Source organism: Porphyromonas gingivalis ATCC 33277, from assembly GCF_000010505.1.
Lineage (GTDB): Bacteria > Bacteroidota > Bacteroidia > Bacteroidales > Porphyromonadaceae > Porphyromonas > Porphyromonas gingivalis.
Genome location: NC_010729.1, coordinates 2087176 through 2102122, shown reverse-complemented (window position 1 = coordinate 2102122; position 14947 = coordinate 2087176). Strand labels below are relative to the sequence as shown.

Sequence of the window (14947 nt, the reverse complement as noted above, 5' to 3'; positions counted from 1 at the left end):
AGATAAATAATGTCCTTTATGCGTTCTTTTGGGCTTTCTGCCAAGAATCTTTCAGCGAAACCGTGCGGTTGAAAACCAATGCCCCCGGACGACTATCCGGATCCACCGTGAAGTAACCTATGCGCTGGAACTGGAAGTGCGATCCCGGAGCAGCATCCGCGAGGAAAGGCTCTACTCGGCAGCTTTTCAGCACCTTGAGAGAATCCGGGTTCAGCATCTCGGCCAGTGTCTTGTCTTTGATGTCCGACGGGTTTTCGTCCGTGAAGAGACGATCATACAGTCGTACCTCTGCCGGCAGACTGTGCCGTGCCGATACCCAATGGATGGTACCCTTTACTTTGCGGTTGCTCTCAGGCATACCGGACAGCGTCAGCGGATCGTATTCGGCATATACTTCCACGACGTTTCCGTCCTCGTCCTTTTTGCATCCCGTACAACGGACTATGTAAGAACTCTTCAAGCGTACTTCCTGCCCGGGCGTCATTCGGAAATATTTCTTGGGAGCATCCTCCATGAAATCCTCCTTCTCTATGTACAGTTCGCGAGCGAAAGTAATCGTATGCACGCCGGCAGACTCATCTTCCGGATTGTTCACGGCTGCCATCTCTTCCGTCTTGTCCTCGGGATAGTTCGTGATCACCAGTTTGATCGGATCGATTACACCGGAAACCCTTGTGGCACGTTTATTCAAGTCCTCCCGAACAGCATGCTCCAGAAGCGCTACGTCTATAATGCCATCGTACTTGGTATAGCCTATTTTGTCTATGAAGTTGCGGATCGACTCCGGTGTATAGCCACGACGGCGATAGCCGCACAAAGTAGGCATACGGGGATCGTCCCAGCCCGATACCAGCCCGTCTTTGACGAGCTGGAGCAGCTTGCGCTTGCTCATCATCGTATAGGTCAGATTCAGGCGGTTGAACTCTATCTGACGAGGTGCATAGCTGTCTTTTCTGAGCAGCTCGATAAAGTAATTGTAAAGGGGACGATGCACCTCGAATTCGAGGGTGCAGATCGAATGCGTGACTCCTTCGAAATAATCGCTCTGGCCATGAGCAAAGTCGTACATCGGGTAGACATTCCATTCGTTGCCCGTACGATGATGCGGATGCTTGATGATGCGATAGATAATCGGATCTCGGAAGTGCATATTGGACGAAGCCATATCGATCTTGGCACGTAGGGTCATGGCGCCTTCTTCGAACTCTCCGGCATTCATTCGACGGAAGAGGTCGAGGCTCTCTTCTGCCGGACGGTTGCGGAACGGACTGGCCGTGCCGGGCACAGTCGGGCTACCTTTCTGTGCGGCGATCTGCTCGGCAGTCTGTTCGTCCACATAGGCATGTCCCTCGCGGATCAGTCGCTCGGCGAAGTCGTACAATTCCTGAAAATAGTCGGAAGCATAGTAGATATTGCCCCAGTGGAAGCCAAGCCATTCTATATCTTCTCTGATGGCATCCACGTACTCCACGTCCTCTTTCACCGGATTGGTATCGTCGAAGCGCAGGTTGCAGACGCCCCCGTATCGCTGAGCTATCCCGAAGTCTATGCAGATAGCTTTGGCATGGCCGATATGGAGATAGCCGTTGGGTTCCGGAGGGAAACGTGTCTGGATTCGACCGTCATTCTTCCCTTCGGACAGGTCTGATTCCACAATTTGTTCGATGAAGTTAAGACTCTTCTTTTCCTCTATGCCGCTGTTCTTATTTTCGTTCATATCAATCCGTCTTGCTTGTCCTTATTTACATTAGTGAACAAAGGTAATGATATTGGGACATAAAATAATCACGGGGCAATCCGCTCAAGCAGGAGTCAATGCCAAGTTTGTCTGTTTGTTACCTTGAATGATTGTGTATGACAACGAAACGGCATAAGGACGATTATGACGGAGTGTCATCATGCGCAAATTACTGCGTTGCGCGACATTCGGCTTCAGTCGCGTACTTGTAAGTTCGCTCCTTTCTACCTCAGTCTTAGTTCCTTGTACTTTACACATTCTTGCGCACCCAAAAGGGGCTGCGACAAAACCGAATTTTGACACAGCCCCAAACGAATCAGCGTTCAGCGGAGAGAGACCTTTATATCCGCGCGCTAAATCATTTTTCCTCCTTTCGGCTATGCTTTCTAAACAGTCCCTTCCTGGGCATAGTCTCTTCATTCTCCTCTCGGATGAACTTGGGATCCTGAATCACATAGCGTTTGTACACGGAATAAAGCGACATGGTGAGCGGCAGGGCAATGAACAGTCCGAAAAAGCCGAGCAGGCTCCCCCAGATGGAAATCGAAAGCAAAATCATTGCAGGAGACATGCCCATCCTTTTGCCCATGATGTTGGGGGTCAGAATCGTGTCTTGAATTACTTGGACAATCATCATCACACCTATACCGAGGGCAAGAACAACGAAGAAATTCTGTCCCGTCTGTGCCGCCTTAAGCACTGACAAGAAAACAATCGGGATCAAACCGACTATCTGTAAGTATGGAATCAGATTCAGCATACCGATAAAGAGACCGAGCGTAACTCCCAGAGGAAAGTCGATAATCTTGTAACCGATGGAAAGAAGGATGCCCACACAAAGGGCGATCAGGGCCTGTCCGCGGAAGTAGCTGTTCATATTCTTGTCCACTTCTTTGAGTATGCTCCTAACGCGAATACGGTGTCCGACCGGGAAAAGATTGACAAATCCTTTGCCCAGTTTTTCGAAATCGAACAGGATGAAAATGAAGTATAAAACACCGATGAAGAAGATCGTCGTATAGCTGAACAAGCTGATCGTACCGGAGACGAGCTTATTGAGCTGTCCGAATATCTCCTTGCTATTCTCCATCAATTTCTCGTAAGAGATACCTTTGAACAGATCGTTCATGCTGCCACTCTCTGACAGAAACTTGCGGATCGGAGCCGGCAGCATCTGTAGCAAATTCTCATCGATGCGGTACTGCTGGAGCAGGGTTATTGTTTTGCTTACCTCTTCTTCTACAGCAGGAACCAAAGAGAGAATGGCAAAAAAGATCAATGCCGATATGAAAACCAGCACCGTGATCACCGACAGAAAGCGAAAGCGAAAATGGAGCCGATACTGGACAAAACGAACCAGAGGCATCAGCACATAGGCAAGAATCCAAGAGAGACAAAAAGGTATAAGGATGCCTCTCAAGCCAATGACTATGGCCATAATGCCTCCAACCAACAGGATGATGAAAAACAGGCGTGCAGTACGGTCGAACGTAAATTCCCTGTCAAAAAAACTTTGCATAAGCAGTGTCGATTAGAATGTGAGTGAGTTCGGATACCGAAGATAGTCGTTTTTCCTGTTTTCTTTTGCAATTTTCGCAATCATCCATGTAGATCGTTTTTTACCGAGGCTTGTCCTCCCTGCATGTTCGGGCCGGTAGGCGAGTGTCAGCTGATCTGCTGTCTCGAAAATACGAACGGGAAATGCTCGGATTGCGGTCTGAGAATCCTGAAAAACAGGCGCGAGAATTTTTTCGTTGTGGCGCGAGAATTTTTTGCTTCCCGAACCAAAACGAAAATTTTCTCGAGCCACGTTTTGCGGACTGTAGAGTGGCTGATTTTTGGCACGTAAACAGATTTAATCGTGTCTACAGGATATTGTTAGGAAACTCTTATATTTGTCTGATAGATATATCGGGAAAGTCGAAGAAGAGTCGCTATCCCCGAATTAGGTTTTTGCAATCTTTTAATAACGGAACAGTTATGAGCTACTTAACAGAAGAGAAATTGACCATTGTCGGTGCAGCCGGTATGATTGGTTCCAACATGGCACAGACAGCTGCAATGATGCGTCTGACCCCTAATTTGTGTTTGTACGATCCTTTCGCAGTAGGTTTGGAAGGCGTGGCAGAGGAAATCCGTCACTGCGGATTCGAAGGCCTGAATCTGACTTTTACATCCGACATCAAAGAGGCTCTTACAGATGCCAAATATATAGTTTCTTCGGGCGGTGCTCCGCGCAAAGAGGGTATGACCCGCGAGGATCTGCTCAAGGGCAATGCCGAAATCGCTGCTCAGCTGGGCAAGGACATCAAGAGCTATTGTCCCGACTGTAAGCACGTGATCATCATCTTCAATCCGGCTGACATCACCGGCCTTGTTACGCTTATCTACTCCGGGCTGAAGCCTTCGCAGGTGACTACTTTGGCCGGTTTGGACAGCACACGTCTGCAAAGCGAACTGGCTAAGCACTTCGGCATCAAACAAAGTCTCGTGACCAACACGCGTACTTATGGAGGTCATGGCGAGCAGATGGCTGTTTTCGCCAGCACGGCCAAGGTAAACGGAACGCCTCTGACCGATCTGATCGGTACCGACAAGCTGACCAACGAGCAGTGGGCAGAACTGAAACAGCGTGTCGTGAAGGGGGGAGCCAACATTATCAAGCTACGTGGTCGCTCGTCTTTCCAAAGCCCTTCTTACGTGTCTATCGAAATGATTCGTGCCGCCATGGGGGGCGAAGCTTTCCGTTGGCCGGCCGGCTGCTACGTGAATGTGCCGGGCTTCGAGCACATCATGATGGCTATGGAGACTACTATCACGAAAGATGGCGTGAAGCACAGCGATATTAACCAACTCGGCAACGAAGCAGAGCGCGCTGCCCTCAAAGAGAGCTATAGCCACCTGGCTAAGCTGCGCGACGAAGTGATCGCCATGGGCATCATTCCCGCGATCGCTGACTGGAAGACGGTGAATCCGAACCTCTAACAGCAGTTCTTCGCAAATAATACTCTTGAGAGAGAGGGAGCATCCGAATGATAAGTTTTCGGTGTTCCTTCTCTTTCTTATTTCCCCGTCCCTTTTGCTTTTTGTGTTTATCCGCCACATTTGTCAGCCGGTAGAGATGAGACGATTTCGGCAGCATGTAAACGGGCAAAAAGAGAAAAGTCGTATCCTCTCCCTTCGCATTCGGACATAAAGAAAAAGCCGAAACCCTCTTGTATCGAAGAAGGTTTCGGCTTTTCGGCCGGAGGCAAATGACTATCAAAGACTATCCAGGAAGGAGCAAACTATCTCCATAAGCTCCGTGTCCACTGTCCTATTGAGAAAGGCATACTCGTCAGGCGTGCCGAATTCAGCCGGCTGCATAATATGATTCACTTCAGGAAGGTACACGACCTTGTTAGCCGTATTGCCGGTTTCTATACCGAGAAGAGACTTCATCTTGGACATATTCACTTCGTGCAAAACCTGCTTGTCCCTACCTCCATATATAGCCATTGTGGGAGGAAGAGGATGGCTTCCCTCTCCGGATGTCACATCCAAGAGCGGTGCAGGATCGTAGGTAAGGAAGTGCCTCATCCAGGGGTTGGACAGCTGCTCTGTCATGAGCTTGATACCTTGTTCTTTCATCTCATCGGTCATTGCCTGAGGGAAGAGCACGGAAGCGTTGGAACGACAATAGGATTCGATCCGAGTGCGAATATCCGAAGTGTCACCGGGAGCAGTGGCCTGCCGGATCAATTCCTCTAAAGCAGCTCGCTTGGCTTGGCTTTGCGGCTGTCCCGTTGCAAATTCATCCATCGCTGCATTCTGTGAGAGCAGTATCTCCGCACCTTTTACAGACGGTGCACCCACCAGAACAAGTCCCGCGATACCTCCGACACGGCGAGCTACCATCGGAGCGATGATACCGCCTTCGCTATGGCCGATGAGGAATACTTTGTCGGTAAGTCGGGGATAGTGCTGACGCAGATATGCGAGTTCGCTCTCGATATCGCCGGCCAACGTATCCGTTGTGGCTTGTGAGGCATCGCCGGCACTCTCGCCGAATCCGCGATCGTCGCAGCGAAGCACAGCATAGCCATGACGGGTAAGCTGATCGGCCAGTACAGCGAAAGGTTTGTGGCCGAATATGGTTTCATCCCTGTCTTGCAAGCCGCTCCCACTGATCAGGATCACGGTTCCCTTGGTCTTGTTGGCATCTTTGGGTGCGGTGAGTGTACCGGCTATGGTGAAGCCCCCTGTCTTGTGCAGGATCTTGACATCCGTCACATCGTATGGGAATGGGGGTACAGGAGTTTGAGGTCGATAAGGTTTGGCAGCATCGAGCCCACGATAGAGGGACATCATCGTACCGAAACGACCTTGCCGGAACTCTCCTTCGATAGAGTCGTTCTTCAGCTTGCCTTTGTATGAGAGGAGAAGGTCTTGGACAGCGATACTGAGGCTGTCGCCGACTACAGTAACAGAAGAGAGTGGGATGCCGAATGCTTGCTGATCCGGACTGTCCATGGTACCCTGCCAGGTATTTCCCGTTTGTTTGAGGTGGACAACTAATGCCAAGGATCCGTTCCCACGGGGAATACGTCCACTCCAGTCTCCGGCAAATTTTTGCGACTTGCAGCTCATTGTAGTCATAAGAAGTACTACTACATAGATGATAATAATGACTTTATGCTTCATAACGTTTGAGAATAATAGTTTTCCTTATTGGGGCCCTCCGCCGGATTTGTTCTGTCCGGCTTTCTTCTTCTGTTCGCGTTCTTTCGCTCGTGCTTTACGTTCTCGCTCGCGTTGACGAAGTTTCTCCTTCCGCTCACGTTCTTTTTCTTTAAGCTTCTGCTCGCGTTCCTTTTGCTTGAGACGTTGATCCTTAAGCTTGTCGCGACGGGCTTTTTCTCGTTCTTTTTCCCGTGCTTTCAATTCTCGTTTGCGATCGCGCTCCTTTTCTCGCTTGGCCTTTTCGAGTGCTTTCTTTTCGTCCTTCTCATTTTGTGCACGCTCTTTGGCCAGCCGCTGAATCTGCTCTACCGATACGTCTTTGCCTTCTTGCTGCTTGAGCGATGGCAAAGCAGCTGCATCTGAGATCGTATCGGCTGCGGAAGAATCGGCTGCCACAGGCTTGGCTCCGGAGAGGATCTGCTCCCGATCGATGTCGAAAGTAATAGGAGTAGCCGTCATAATGCTGTCCTTGTGCGGTTTGATGGAGACAAGAGGTTTCCTGTCTGTGCCGGACGTACTATCGCGAGCGGTATCCTCGGCCTCGTTCTTGTCGGACACGATAGGAGCCGGAGTGCCAGCAGGCTCTATGTCCTCATCCTCTTTGCCGACAGCTTGCGCTCGTCCGGTCATCTGCTGCCAGCGATCGAGGACGAAGGCCGTCTCGGGCACTTCTTCTTTTGCGAGGAAGGTCATGTATTGACCTATGCTTTTACCCTTGACAAGCAGCTGGTAATTGCTCTCCGATATGGGGAACAACAGGCTGCTTTCGCCCATCGCACTCATAAATCCGTTCGGAGCGAAAGCATCCTTGATATACTGCCAGCCCATGCGTGGGGTCGGGAGAGAGGTCATCAGCCACTGATCGAATGCTCCCACGGTGCTCTGCACTATTTCCAGTGTTTGCTCTGTATAGCGAGAGAAGTTGAATGAAGCAAGAGCAAAAAGTACCCTGTTTTTATTCAATGTACCGGCAGGAGCAAGAAGGATCAGACGGGTGCGCTCGAAAGATTTGGGTTTTACAAAAGGAGGCAAAGAGTCCGGCGATATGCTGTCGGTATCCGAACCGCCCCACCGAATATCCCAGTCGATACCCGTATAACCGCCCTGTACGATGGAACGGCCGCGGAGCAACTCGGTAAGCATCGAGGAGGCCAATTCGGTGACGTCTGCTTTCGGATAATCCTTCACCAACTGCTTCAGGGCAGAGGTGAAGCCCTTGGAGTCTGACTCCAGCACATAACAGAGTGCATTGAGGAAGTCGAATTTCGGTGCCAGTTCCGATAGGGGGAATCGCTCGCGGCATTCATTTCTGCTCTTTCTGACCGAACCGACTACTCCTTTGAGGTAGGAGTCGAACGCTTGCTCGTAGAGTTCGTTCTGGCGACGATCCATTGCGGCCAATTCCTTCAGGTAATCGGGATTGCTCAGGGCCTTTGCCAGATTGTCTTCGGGATAGTACTGTAGGATCAAGACGCGGCAACGTTCCGCTTCCGGCTTGTTGTTCATTCGGGTGTAGAGCATAAAGAGACGATAGAGCACATCCATCTTCTTCTCATAGTTCGGGTAGCGACGAAGCAGGGTCTCGTAAGTGTCAGCCGATTCGTCGAACTTCTCCATCCGCTCATTGAAGACCGCTCCCATGCCGAGCAGACCTTCTGCAATGAGTTTGCCGGCAGCTTCCTTGGCATCTTCCGTCATTGGTAATTGTGCCAGGTAGTATTCGCGGTTGAGCGGATTGGAAGCAGCGGAATCGGCAGCTGCCGCCTGTAGCTCCTCTTCGGTCATCAAAGTTCCGGGTTGCGTCTCATCAGTCTCTTCTGTAGTAGAAGAATCGTCAGTTGGAATGTCGAAATTGGCCTGTTTGCGTCTACGTCTCCAATCATCTTCCAGCACGCGCTTTCCCCATTTGCGTTCGAAAGCGGCTTTGCCCTGCGCTATCAGTTGAGGATTATAGAAATAGAATTCACCCGAAGCTCCTCCCATTTGCATTCCGGGCGGTGGATTTTGAGTCTTTCCGCCGGGAGAGGGAGCGAATCCTTCACTCTCCGCATTGAAAAGCTCTTGGCTCTGCTGGAGTTTTGCCATCTCCTCCTCTTCGAGTCGTTTCTTCTCTGCTATGGCATAGGCATTGATAACGCTGTCGATAATGGCCAGTCGCTGTTCTTCCGGCATGGCAGCAAGAGCAAGAAGGCTGTCCTGCTCGTGCACGACCTTGGCATGACCGACCAATTCATCGAGCCGGGAGGAAAGTTCGGCTACGCGCTTGTAGTCGGGATTGAGTCTGTTCAATACACCGGCTGCGGCAGAGAAGCAAGGCTGAGCTTTCAGGTACTGCTTCCTTTGCATATAGATGTCGCCCAAACGAATCTGGCAGAGGGCAAAATCGGCTCCACGTGCCGTGCTCTTCTCTATTCCGGTAGTATATGCTTTGATCGCCGCCAGTGTATCGGGAATATCCATGTATATATTGCCTGCTGCATAGAAGATCTGATCCAATACATCCTTGTACTTGCCTTTCTTGGCCATCCGTTCCAATCGAGCGGCTACTGTACGGGGATTCCGTTCACCCTCCAGCTCCATCTTCCTGATCCGTGCGGCAAAGTCCAAAGCGAAAGGCGGAGAAGCCCGCAACACTTTGGAATAGGCCTTGCGAGCCTCCTCCGGCCGATTGTTTTCCTGTAAAAGCTGTCCGAGCAGATAATACATACGAGCGCGTTGTCGCTTGTTTTTCTCTTGTCTTGCTGCCTGTTGGAGATAAGGTATGGCCGCGCGCTTGTCACCCGACAGGATCGAACGCTCTGCCACTGCCAAAGAATACAACCCTCTACGATCGACATGCGGAAGATCTTTAGGGATGCGCTCGAGCAAACGCTCCCCTTCATGCAGCCACCCCATCTCACTGTAGCAGCGTACCTGCCAAAGACGGGCTTCATCGCGGATTATCGGTTCGTTGCTGTATAAGCGTGCGATATAAGAAAATGTAGCCTGCGCCTGCAGGAAATCGGCATTATAGAACTGCGATTTGCCCACGAGCATCCAGGCATTGTGCAGAAAGCGGTTGTATTCTCTTTTGTTCTGGAAAGCTACGGCTTTGGGATCGCTCTGCCAACCTTGCTTACGCTCCGGTTTGGTACGAATACTGTGCAGGTGGATGGCCTTTCGCCCTTTGACAATGGCCTGATCGAAAGCCCCTCCCTCTTTGGCCTTCTCCTGTCCGGACTGAGCCGTGATGGGATCGAGGAATATCTCCTCCGAATAACCCTCCGTGTGGCTTTCGAGCAATCTGTCATAGGCATCGTTATAAGCATTCTGCCCGTTGTAGAATACATTATAGCGCGTAGTGAAATTGTGATAGAATCGGGATGCCGCCGTATTCTTCGATGTGGAGCAGGACAGCATACCGAATACGACAGCTACCGGGATGAGCAGATAGAATACGAGGAGGTATAGAAATCTATGGCTACGCATGGACAAAGGACTTAATCGTTTTGGCTAAAAGGAACAAGGCCACCAGCACCAGAATGATGAAGGCTCCGGAAGGGATCCCCAACCTATAACTGCCCCAGAGACCCGTGAAGGCTGCCAAAGCCGCCAAGATTACAGAACCGAACAGGATCGAAGAGAAGTGCGAAGTGAAAAGATTCATGATGCTCTGAGGAAGGGTCAGGAGCGACATCAGTAGCATGATACCCACCAAACGGATACTGAGCACAATACCCACAGCCACAGCCACGGACATAAGCATCTCCACGAGGTGAACCCTAATTCCTCGCGTGCTTGCAAAATCAGGATCGAAAGCCGTGTAGAGGATCGTACGATATCCGAATACGAATACGGCGATCATCACCAAAGCCATAAGCGCGAGGAGCAACAAATCCGTGTGTGAGACGAGCAGGATATTGCCGAACAAGAAAGAGGACAATCCCGTACTGTAGCCCGGCGTGAGTGCGATAAAAAGCGTACCCAGTGCCATACCCAAAGACCAAAAAGCTGCAATGGCCGAATCCTCTCGGAGGAGTCCGGCTCGCGTCACACCCTGCACGCCCAGAGCGGAGAGCACGGCGAAAACGGCAGCGGACAAGAAGGGATTGATCCCCAGATAAAGCCCCATCCCGATACCGCCGAAAGAAGCATGTGTAATTCCCCCACTGACGAATACCATCCGCCGAGCCACTACATAAGAGCCGAGCAGACCGCACACAATGGCTGTGAGCAGACTGCCCGCGATAGCGTTGCGAAAGAATCCGTACTGTAGTGCTTCAATCATCGTGTCTGTGTTGGATACGGTGTTCGGATACGATAAAAAGAGCTTGTTCCTTGATGGATATGGGCATTTGTATCTGTCGCATCTGGAGGCTTCGAATCCAAGACGGCACCTCTTCCTCTTGGAGCGTGGAAAGGATCTCCTCGAATTCTTCGACGGCTTCGGTGTTATATTCCTCCGGAAGTACGCCGGCATAGCGATCCAGTTCCTCATCGTCATAGTAGACGATGCTCTTGCTCACGGCTGTCAGCAGGCTGTCCTTCTCGCAAGTGATATGCATACCGCAACACCCCGGCGGAACCACTCGTACAGGCTCCTCCGGAAGCGACTCTCCCTTGGCCTCGGCAGCCCTTCGCTTGTGCGAATGGCGGATCTCGGTCAGGGCGGCTACAAGCCCCAAAACGAGTACGCCGATTATCAATATCAAGATGTTGCTCATCTCTGTCTATCCGCTTCTTACTTATATTTCCTCTCCGTCGAATCCCAAAAGGCGACTCGCGCTAAAGAATCCGGGGAAACTCTTACCGACTACGCCGGCATCCTCTATCATCACACCCTTCTTCGACAATACGGCAGCCGCTGCAAAGGCCATGGCCATACGATGATCGTCGTAGACCCTGATGACAGGCAGCTCTTCCGGCGTACATCGCTCTCCATCCCAAAGGAGAGCATCCTTGTCCGATCGAACAACGTAGCCCAGCTTGCGTGCTTCGGTACAGATAGCCGCCAAGCGGTCGCACTCTTTCAGCCTCAAATGGCCTACGCCCGTCAGGCAGAACGGTACCCTCTTCAGCAAACAACATACAGCTAAAGTCGGCACCAGGTCGGGACAATCTCGGACATCTTCCGTGCCGAAATCATCGGTACACCTCACCGGCGAATAACTGAGAGTTATGCCGCTATCGGTCTTCTCTGTGACGACTCCCAACCGTCCGAACAGAGTAGCTGCTCGGCTGTCGGCCTGCATACTCTCTTCCGGCGGAAGCAAGTCCGGAAGGCTTACGCTACCGGAAAGCTCTCCCACCGCTACCATATTATATATATAGCCGGCAGCAGACCAATCGGCCGACGGATACCATTCCGTCGGAGCCACGAAAGGCCGTTCCCCAACCGTTATGCTGTCTTCGCTGCGCTCGACTTCTATGCCGAAAGCCGTGAGGAGACGGCAAGTCATATCGGTATAGGGGGCCGAGACCTCCCTGTTCTCCAGCTTGATCGACAGCCCCCCTCTGAGCGTAGGAGCGATCAGCAAGAGAGCACTGACAAACTGCGAGCTGACACCTGCATCCACACAGACATTGCCTCCACACATGGCTGCCGGCCGTATCAGCAGAGGAGGGAAATCCTCTACTCTTTCGTAGATGACATCCGCGCCCAAAGAGCGAAGAGCCTCCACCAAAGGACGGATCGGACGTGCACACATCCGCTCCGTACCATACAACCGTACAGGCCGGGAGGCAAAGCGCGCCATGTAGGCCGTCAGAAAGCGCATAGCAGTACCCGCATCCCTTACGTTCACCTCATCGGATATATCCGAAGTCAAAATCCGGTGCACTGTCCGCACATCGGTGGGAGCATCTCCCTCCAAGGGGGCCAGTACCTCTCCCGACATGGCACGGAGCAGCAACAGCCGGATCCATTCGCTCTTGGAGGGAGGCAGCCGGAGACTGACATCGACGGTCTGACTTTTGGGATTAAACGTACAGTGAAGTCTTTTCATTGCATGAAAGTATCGGTCCGCGGAGAAAAGCAGTGCGCCCACTGTCATACCAATTCGGTATTCATAGCAACAAAGTTAGCAAAAAGCCTTTCGCTCTTATCAATCGCACTCGTGGGGCAGCTCACCTGTAAGCGACCGAACCGAGTGTGCCACGCCCTTCATTTGTCATAACTATATTTGTACACAAGCAAGTGAAATTCAGATAATGCAAACGAGTAGCAAAACGAAGAAAAAAACGGAAGGTTCGCGCGATAGTACTTCGAAGAAACAGAAAAACGGGGAGCATGGGCATTCGGAGAGAAAAATGGCCAACTCATTGCAGATCCTCATGCTTGCATCGCTCCTATGGTTGGCAATAGAAGATTTGGCCACTTCGGGACAATGGGGAATATCTGCCATTACCGGGCTGGCTTTTTGGGCAATCCTACGGAAGCGCAGACTACTGCCAAGAAAGATCGATCAGCGGCTGCAATCACTTCTCTTTCCCCTTCGGGTACGAATCCGCGCATTCGAGTTGAGACTGATGCGTGGCAGAGCGACTCCACCTGCAGACCCATACATACATATATGCCAAAACTGCGGAGATGGATATACGGGCAATTTCTGCAACCGCTGCGGACAAACCTCTCGCACCGGACGGTATCACTTCCGGCAGATGATCCGAAATGTGATAGGCGGCTTCACCAATATCGACAGTGGTTTCGGGCGTACTATCGTGGAGCTGCTCTACCGCCCGGGTTATTTGATACGGGACTTTATCGGTGGCAAGAGGGTTGTCTACTTCCGTCCCTTTCAGGCCCTTTTCGTGCTGGCCTCTCTGTACATCATCTTTGCACAACTGATCGGACCTGATCCCTTGCAGAAAAAGCCCATTGGCGAAGAGCTTACGCGTCAAGAGTATCGGATGGATCAAAAAGAAATATCCTCCTTGCAAAAGGAGAATAAGGCAGTCGGCAGCGATAGCGGAGAAATGATTGCCGAGCGACACACGGGGAGAAGAGCCTTTTTTTACAAACAAATGAGGTTTGTCACCGAGCAGAAAAATAGGTTGAAGTCCCTCCCTTTCTTTTCAAGAATATGGAGCCTGCTGATGGAGTGGTTTCAAGGCAACAAGGCTGTCAGGATCATCAGTATTCTTCCCATTCTCGCCGTGACTACGAAAGCGGCTTTCCGACAAAAAGGAGCCGGAGCATATAATCTGACGGAGCACATTATCGCTCAGGCGTACATAGCCTGCCAGCTATTGTTGCTGAACGTTCTCGCCCTACCTTTCTACAGCGATGCCCGGGTGGGGTCGCTATACGGGCTACCTGCATTGCTCCTATTCCTTTTGTTTTGCTGGGACTACAAGCAGCTATTCCTCTGCTCTTGGTGGCGGAGCTTCTGGCGGACAATCCTCGTTGTGGTCTATTGCTTGCTCTTCTTGGCTCTGACGGCTTCGCTGATTGCGGTAGTTATTGTGGCGATCGAGGCTGTCGGCAGAGCTTCATAGCTACCCCTCTCGCTCTTGGGCGGATATATTCCGATCTGATTTTCTCGAACCATAATTGCTCTGATTGCGGCGCGTGTTTTCGGGAAAAGCGGCGCGAGAATTTTTTCCTCGTGGCGCGAGAATTTTTTACTTCCCGAACCAAAACGAAAAAGTTCTCGCACCACGTTTTGCGGAGCATCGAAACAGAAAATTGTGGCGCGTAAACGGTTTGCTGGATGGTTGTCCTTTTCCGTTCCGTTTTCTCTCTTTGGACTGAATAGTGCTGCCCTCAGCATCTCTCGCGCGCGTACATTAATATATGCAGTGCGTTTCTTTTCTGTGGCTGCACGCTGTATCTCACTTTTTCGGGCTGTTTTGTATTCTCTTTCTTTTCGGTGCGCATCCACCTTTTCGGATCTCTCGCTCGGGCGGAACAGTTCGGCCTATAGATGTCGGTTGATACTATTGAGTATTAGAGCGTTGCCGTGAAAAAAAAAGCTGCGGGGACTGTTGTGGATTGGGAAAATATATGTACCTTTGCGCCACTGCTCGTATAGTTGGCAGTGTAATAGATTAGGAAAGAGATAATTATAATCATAGTTTTAAAGAAAGAAGAAATGCCTACAATTCAACAGTTGGTTAGAAAGGGTCGTGAATCTTTCGCGGATAAGAGCAAATCGCCGGCATTGAATTCGTGCCCGCAGCGTCGCGGCGTTTGTGTGCGCGTTTATACGACTACGCCCAGGAAGCCGAATTCGGCTATGCGTAAGGTGGCGCGTGTGCGTCTGACGAATTCCAAAGAAGTCAATGCCTACATCCCCGGAGAGGGTCACAACTTGCAGGAACACAGCATCGTGCTGGTTCGTGGAGGTCGTGTGAAGGACTTGCCCGGTGTGCGCTATCACATTGTTCGTGGCACGCTCGATACAGCAGGTGTGAATGGCCGTACGCAGCGTCGTTCCAAATACGGTGCCAAGCGTCCGAAGCCCGGACAGGCTCCTGCCGCTAAAGGTAAGAAGTAAGAGCCGCTAA

General features: G+C 51.2%; 14 protein-coding genes. 5 read left to right on the top strand and 9 right to left on the bottom strand.

What is annotated here, in order from left to right; all coding sequences use genetic code 11:
* Nucleotides 1-16 precede the first annotated feature (16 nt).
* The 3 genes from PGN_RS08930 to PGN_RS10845 form a co-directional block, all read right to left on the bottom strand.
* A complete protein-coding gene (locus PGN_RS08930; protein ID WP_012458589.1) occupies nt 17-1717 on the bottom strand; it encodes a glutamine--tRNA ligase/YqeY domain fusion protein in 1701 nt (566 codons plus the stop codon).
* Nucleotides 1718-2096: 379 nt separating this feature from the next.
* A complete protein-coding gene (locus PGN_RS08925) occupies nt 2097-3257 on the bottom strand; it encodes an AI-2E family transporter (protein WP_004583612.1) in 1161 nt (386 codons plus the stop codon).
* 146 nt (nt 3258-3403) lie between these two features.
* Complete coding sequence (locus PGN_RS10845) at nt 3404-3526, bottom strand: DUF1661 domain-containing protein (protein WP_102981827.1); 123 nt, start codon at nt 3524-3526, stop codon at nt 3404-3406.
* Between PGN_RS10845 and PGN_RS12475 the strand changes: the two genes are divergently transcribed.
* Nucleotides 3495-3587 carry a DUF1661 domain-containing protein gene (locus tag PGN_RS12475; RefSeq protein ID WP_157764969.1) on the top strand — a complete coding sequence of 31 codons (93 nt, stop codon included), beginning with the start codon at nt 3495-3497 and terminating at the stop codon, nt 3585-3587. The genes PGN_RS10845 and PGN_RS12475 overlap by 32 nt on opposite strands.
* A gap of 131 nt (nt 3588-3718) precedes the next feature.
* Complete coding sequence (locus PGN_RS08915; protein ID WP_004583610.1) at nt 3719-4723, top strand: malate dehydrogenase; 1005 nt, start codon at nt 3719-3721, stop codon at nt 4721-4723.
* 276 nt (nt 4724-4999) lie between these two features.
* Here the strand turns inward: PGN_RS08915 and PGN_RS08910 are convergent, their stop codons facing one another.
* Genes PGN_RS08910 through PGN_RS08890 form a run of 5 tightly spaced genes read right to left on the bottom strand, consistent with a single transcriptional unit; the run spans nt 5000 to nt 12444 of the window.
* Entirely contained in the window at nt 5000-6421 is a 1422-nt protein-coding gene (locus PGN_RS08910; protein ID WP_012458586.1) for an alpha/beta hydrolase, read from the bottom strand.
* A 24-nt stretch (nt 6422-6445) separates the two neighbouring features.
* Nucleotides 6446-9928 (bottom strand): tetratricopeptide repeat protein, encoded by a 3483-nt coding sequence (locus PGN_RS08905; protein WP_012458585.1) that lies wholly within the window; start codon nt 9926-9928, stop codon nt 6446-6448.
* Complete coding sequence (locus PGN_RS08900) at nt 9921-10727, bottom strand: metal ABC transporter permease (protein ID WP_012458584.1); 807 nt, start codon at nt 10725-10727, stop codon at nt 9921-9923. Before PGN_RS08900 ends, PGN_RS08905 begins: the two co-directional genes overlap by 8 nt.
* On the bottom strand, nt 10720-11163 hold the full coding sequence (locus PGN_RS08895) for a hypothetical protein (RefSeq protein ID WP_004583605.1): 444 nt from the start codon (nt 11161-11163) through the stop codon (nt 10720-10722). Before PGN_RS08895 ends, PGN_RS08900 begins: the two co-directional genes overlap by 8 nt.
* Before the next feature lie 21 nt (nt 11164-11184).
* Nucleotides 11185-12444 carry a 3-phosphoshikimate 1-carboxyvinyltransferase gene (locus PGN_RS08890; protein ID WP_012458583.1) on the bottom strand — a complete coding sequence of 420 codons (1260 nt, stop codon included), beginning with the start codon at nt 12442-12444 and terminating at the stop codon, nt 11185-11187.
* A 205-nt stretch (nt 12445-12649) separates the two neighbouring features.
* Between PGN_RS08890 and PGN_RS08885 the strand changes: the two genes are divergently transcribed.
* Entirely contained in the window at nt 12650-13936 is a 1287-nt protein-coding gene (locus tag PGN_RS08885) for a DUF3667 domain-containing protein (RefSeq protein WP_012458582.1), read from the top strand.
* Here PGN_RS08885 and PGN_RS12010 read toward each other — a convergent pair.
* Nucleotides 13899-14078 (bottom strand): DUF1661 domain-containing protein, encoded by a 180-nt coding sequence (locus tag PGN_RS12010; protein ID WP_230491408.1) that lies wholly within the window; start codon nt 14076-14078, stop codon nt 13899-13901. The genes PGN_RS08885 and PGN_RS12010 overlap by 38 nt on opposite strands.
* Here PGN_RS12010 and PGN_RS12470 point away from each other — a divergent pair.
* Together PGN_RS12470 and rpsL are read left to right on the top strand one after the other, a co-directional pair.
* Nucleotides 14047-14139, top strand: a complete 93-nt coding sequence (locus PGN_RS12470) for a DUF1661 domain-containing protein (RefSeq protein WP_353310168.1) — start codon at nt 14047-14049, stop codon at nt 14137-14139. The genes PGN_RS12010 and PGN_RS12470 overlap by 32 nt on opposite strands.
* 393 nt (nt 14140-14532) lie before the next feature.
* Nucleotides 14533-14937, top strand: a complete 405-nt coding sequence (gene rpsL, locus PGN_RS08880) for a 30S ribosomal protein S12 (RefSeq protein WP_012458581.1) — start codon at nt 14533-14535, stop codon at nt 14935-14937.
* Nucleotides 14938-14947 lie beyond the last annotated feature (10 nt).

Bases quoted from the DNA above. Each gene is read 5' to 3' on its own strand.
- PGN_RS08930 (WP_012458589.1), bottom strand. From the start codon at position 1,717: ATGAACGAAAATAAGAACAGCGGCATAGAGGAAAAGAAGAGTCTTAAC.
- PGN_RS08925 (WP_004583612.1), bottom strand. From the start codon at position 3,257: ATGCAAAGTTTTTTTGACAGGGAATTTACGTTCGACCGTACTGCACGC.
- PGN_RS08915 (WP_004583610.1), top strand. From the start codon at position 3,719: ATGAGCTACTTAACAGAAGAGAAATTGACCATTGTCGGTGCAGCCGGT.
- PGN_RS08910 (WP_012458586.1), bottom strand. From the start codon at position 6,421: ATGAAGCATAAAGTCATTATTATCATCTATGTAGTAGTACTTCTTATG.
- PGN_RS08905 (WP_012458585.1), bottom strand. From the start codon at position 9,928: ATGCGTAGCCATAGATTTCTATACCTCCTCGTATTCTATCTGCTCATC.
- PGN_RS08900 (WP_012458584.1), bottom strand. From the start codon at position 10,727: ATGATTGAAGCACTACAGTACGGATTCTTTCGCAACGCTATCGCGGGC.
- PGN_RS08895 (WP_004583605.1), bottom strand. From the start codon at position 11,163: ATGAGCAACATCTTGATATTGATAATCGGCGTACTCGTTTTGGGGCTT.
- PGN_RS08890 (WP_012458583.1), bottom strand. From the start codon at position 12,444: ATGAAAAGACTTCACTGTACGTTTAATCCCAAAAGTCAGACCGTCGAT.
- PGN_RS08885 (WP_012458582.1), top strand. From the start codon at position 12,650: ATGCAAACGAGTAGCAAAACGAAGAAAAAAACGGAAGGTTCGCGCGAT.
- rpsL (WP_012458581.1), top strand. From the start codon at position 14,533: ATGCCTACAATTCAACAGTTGGTTAGAAAGGGTCGTGAATCTTTCGCG.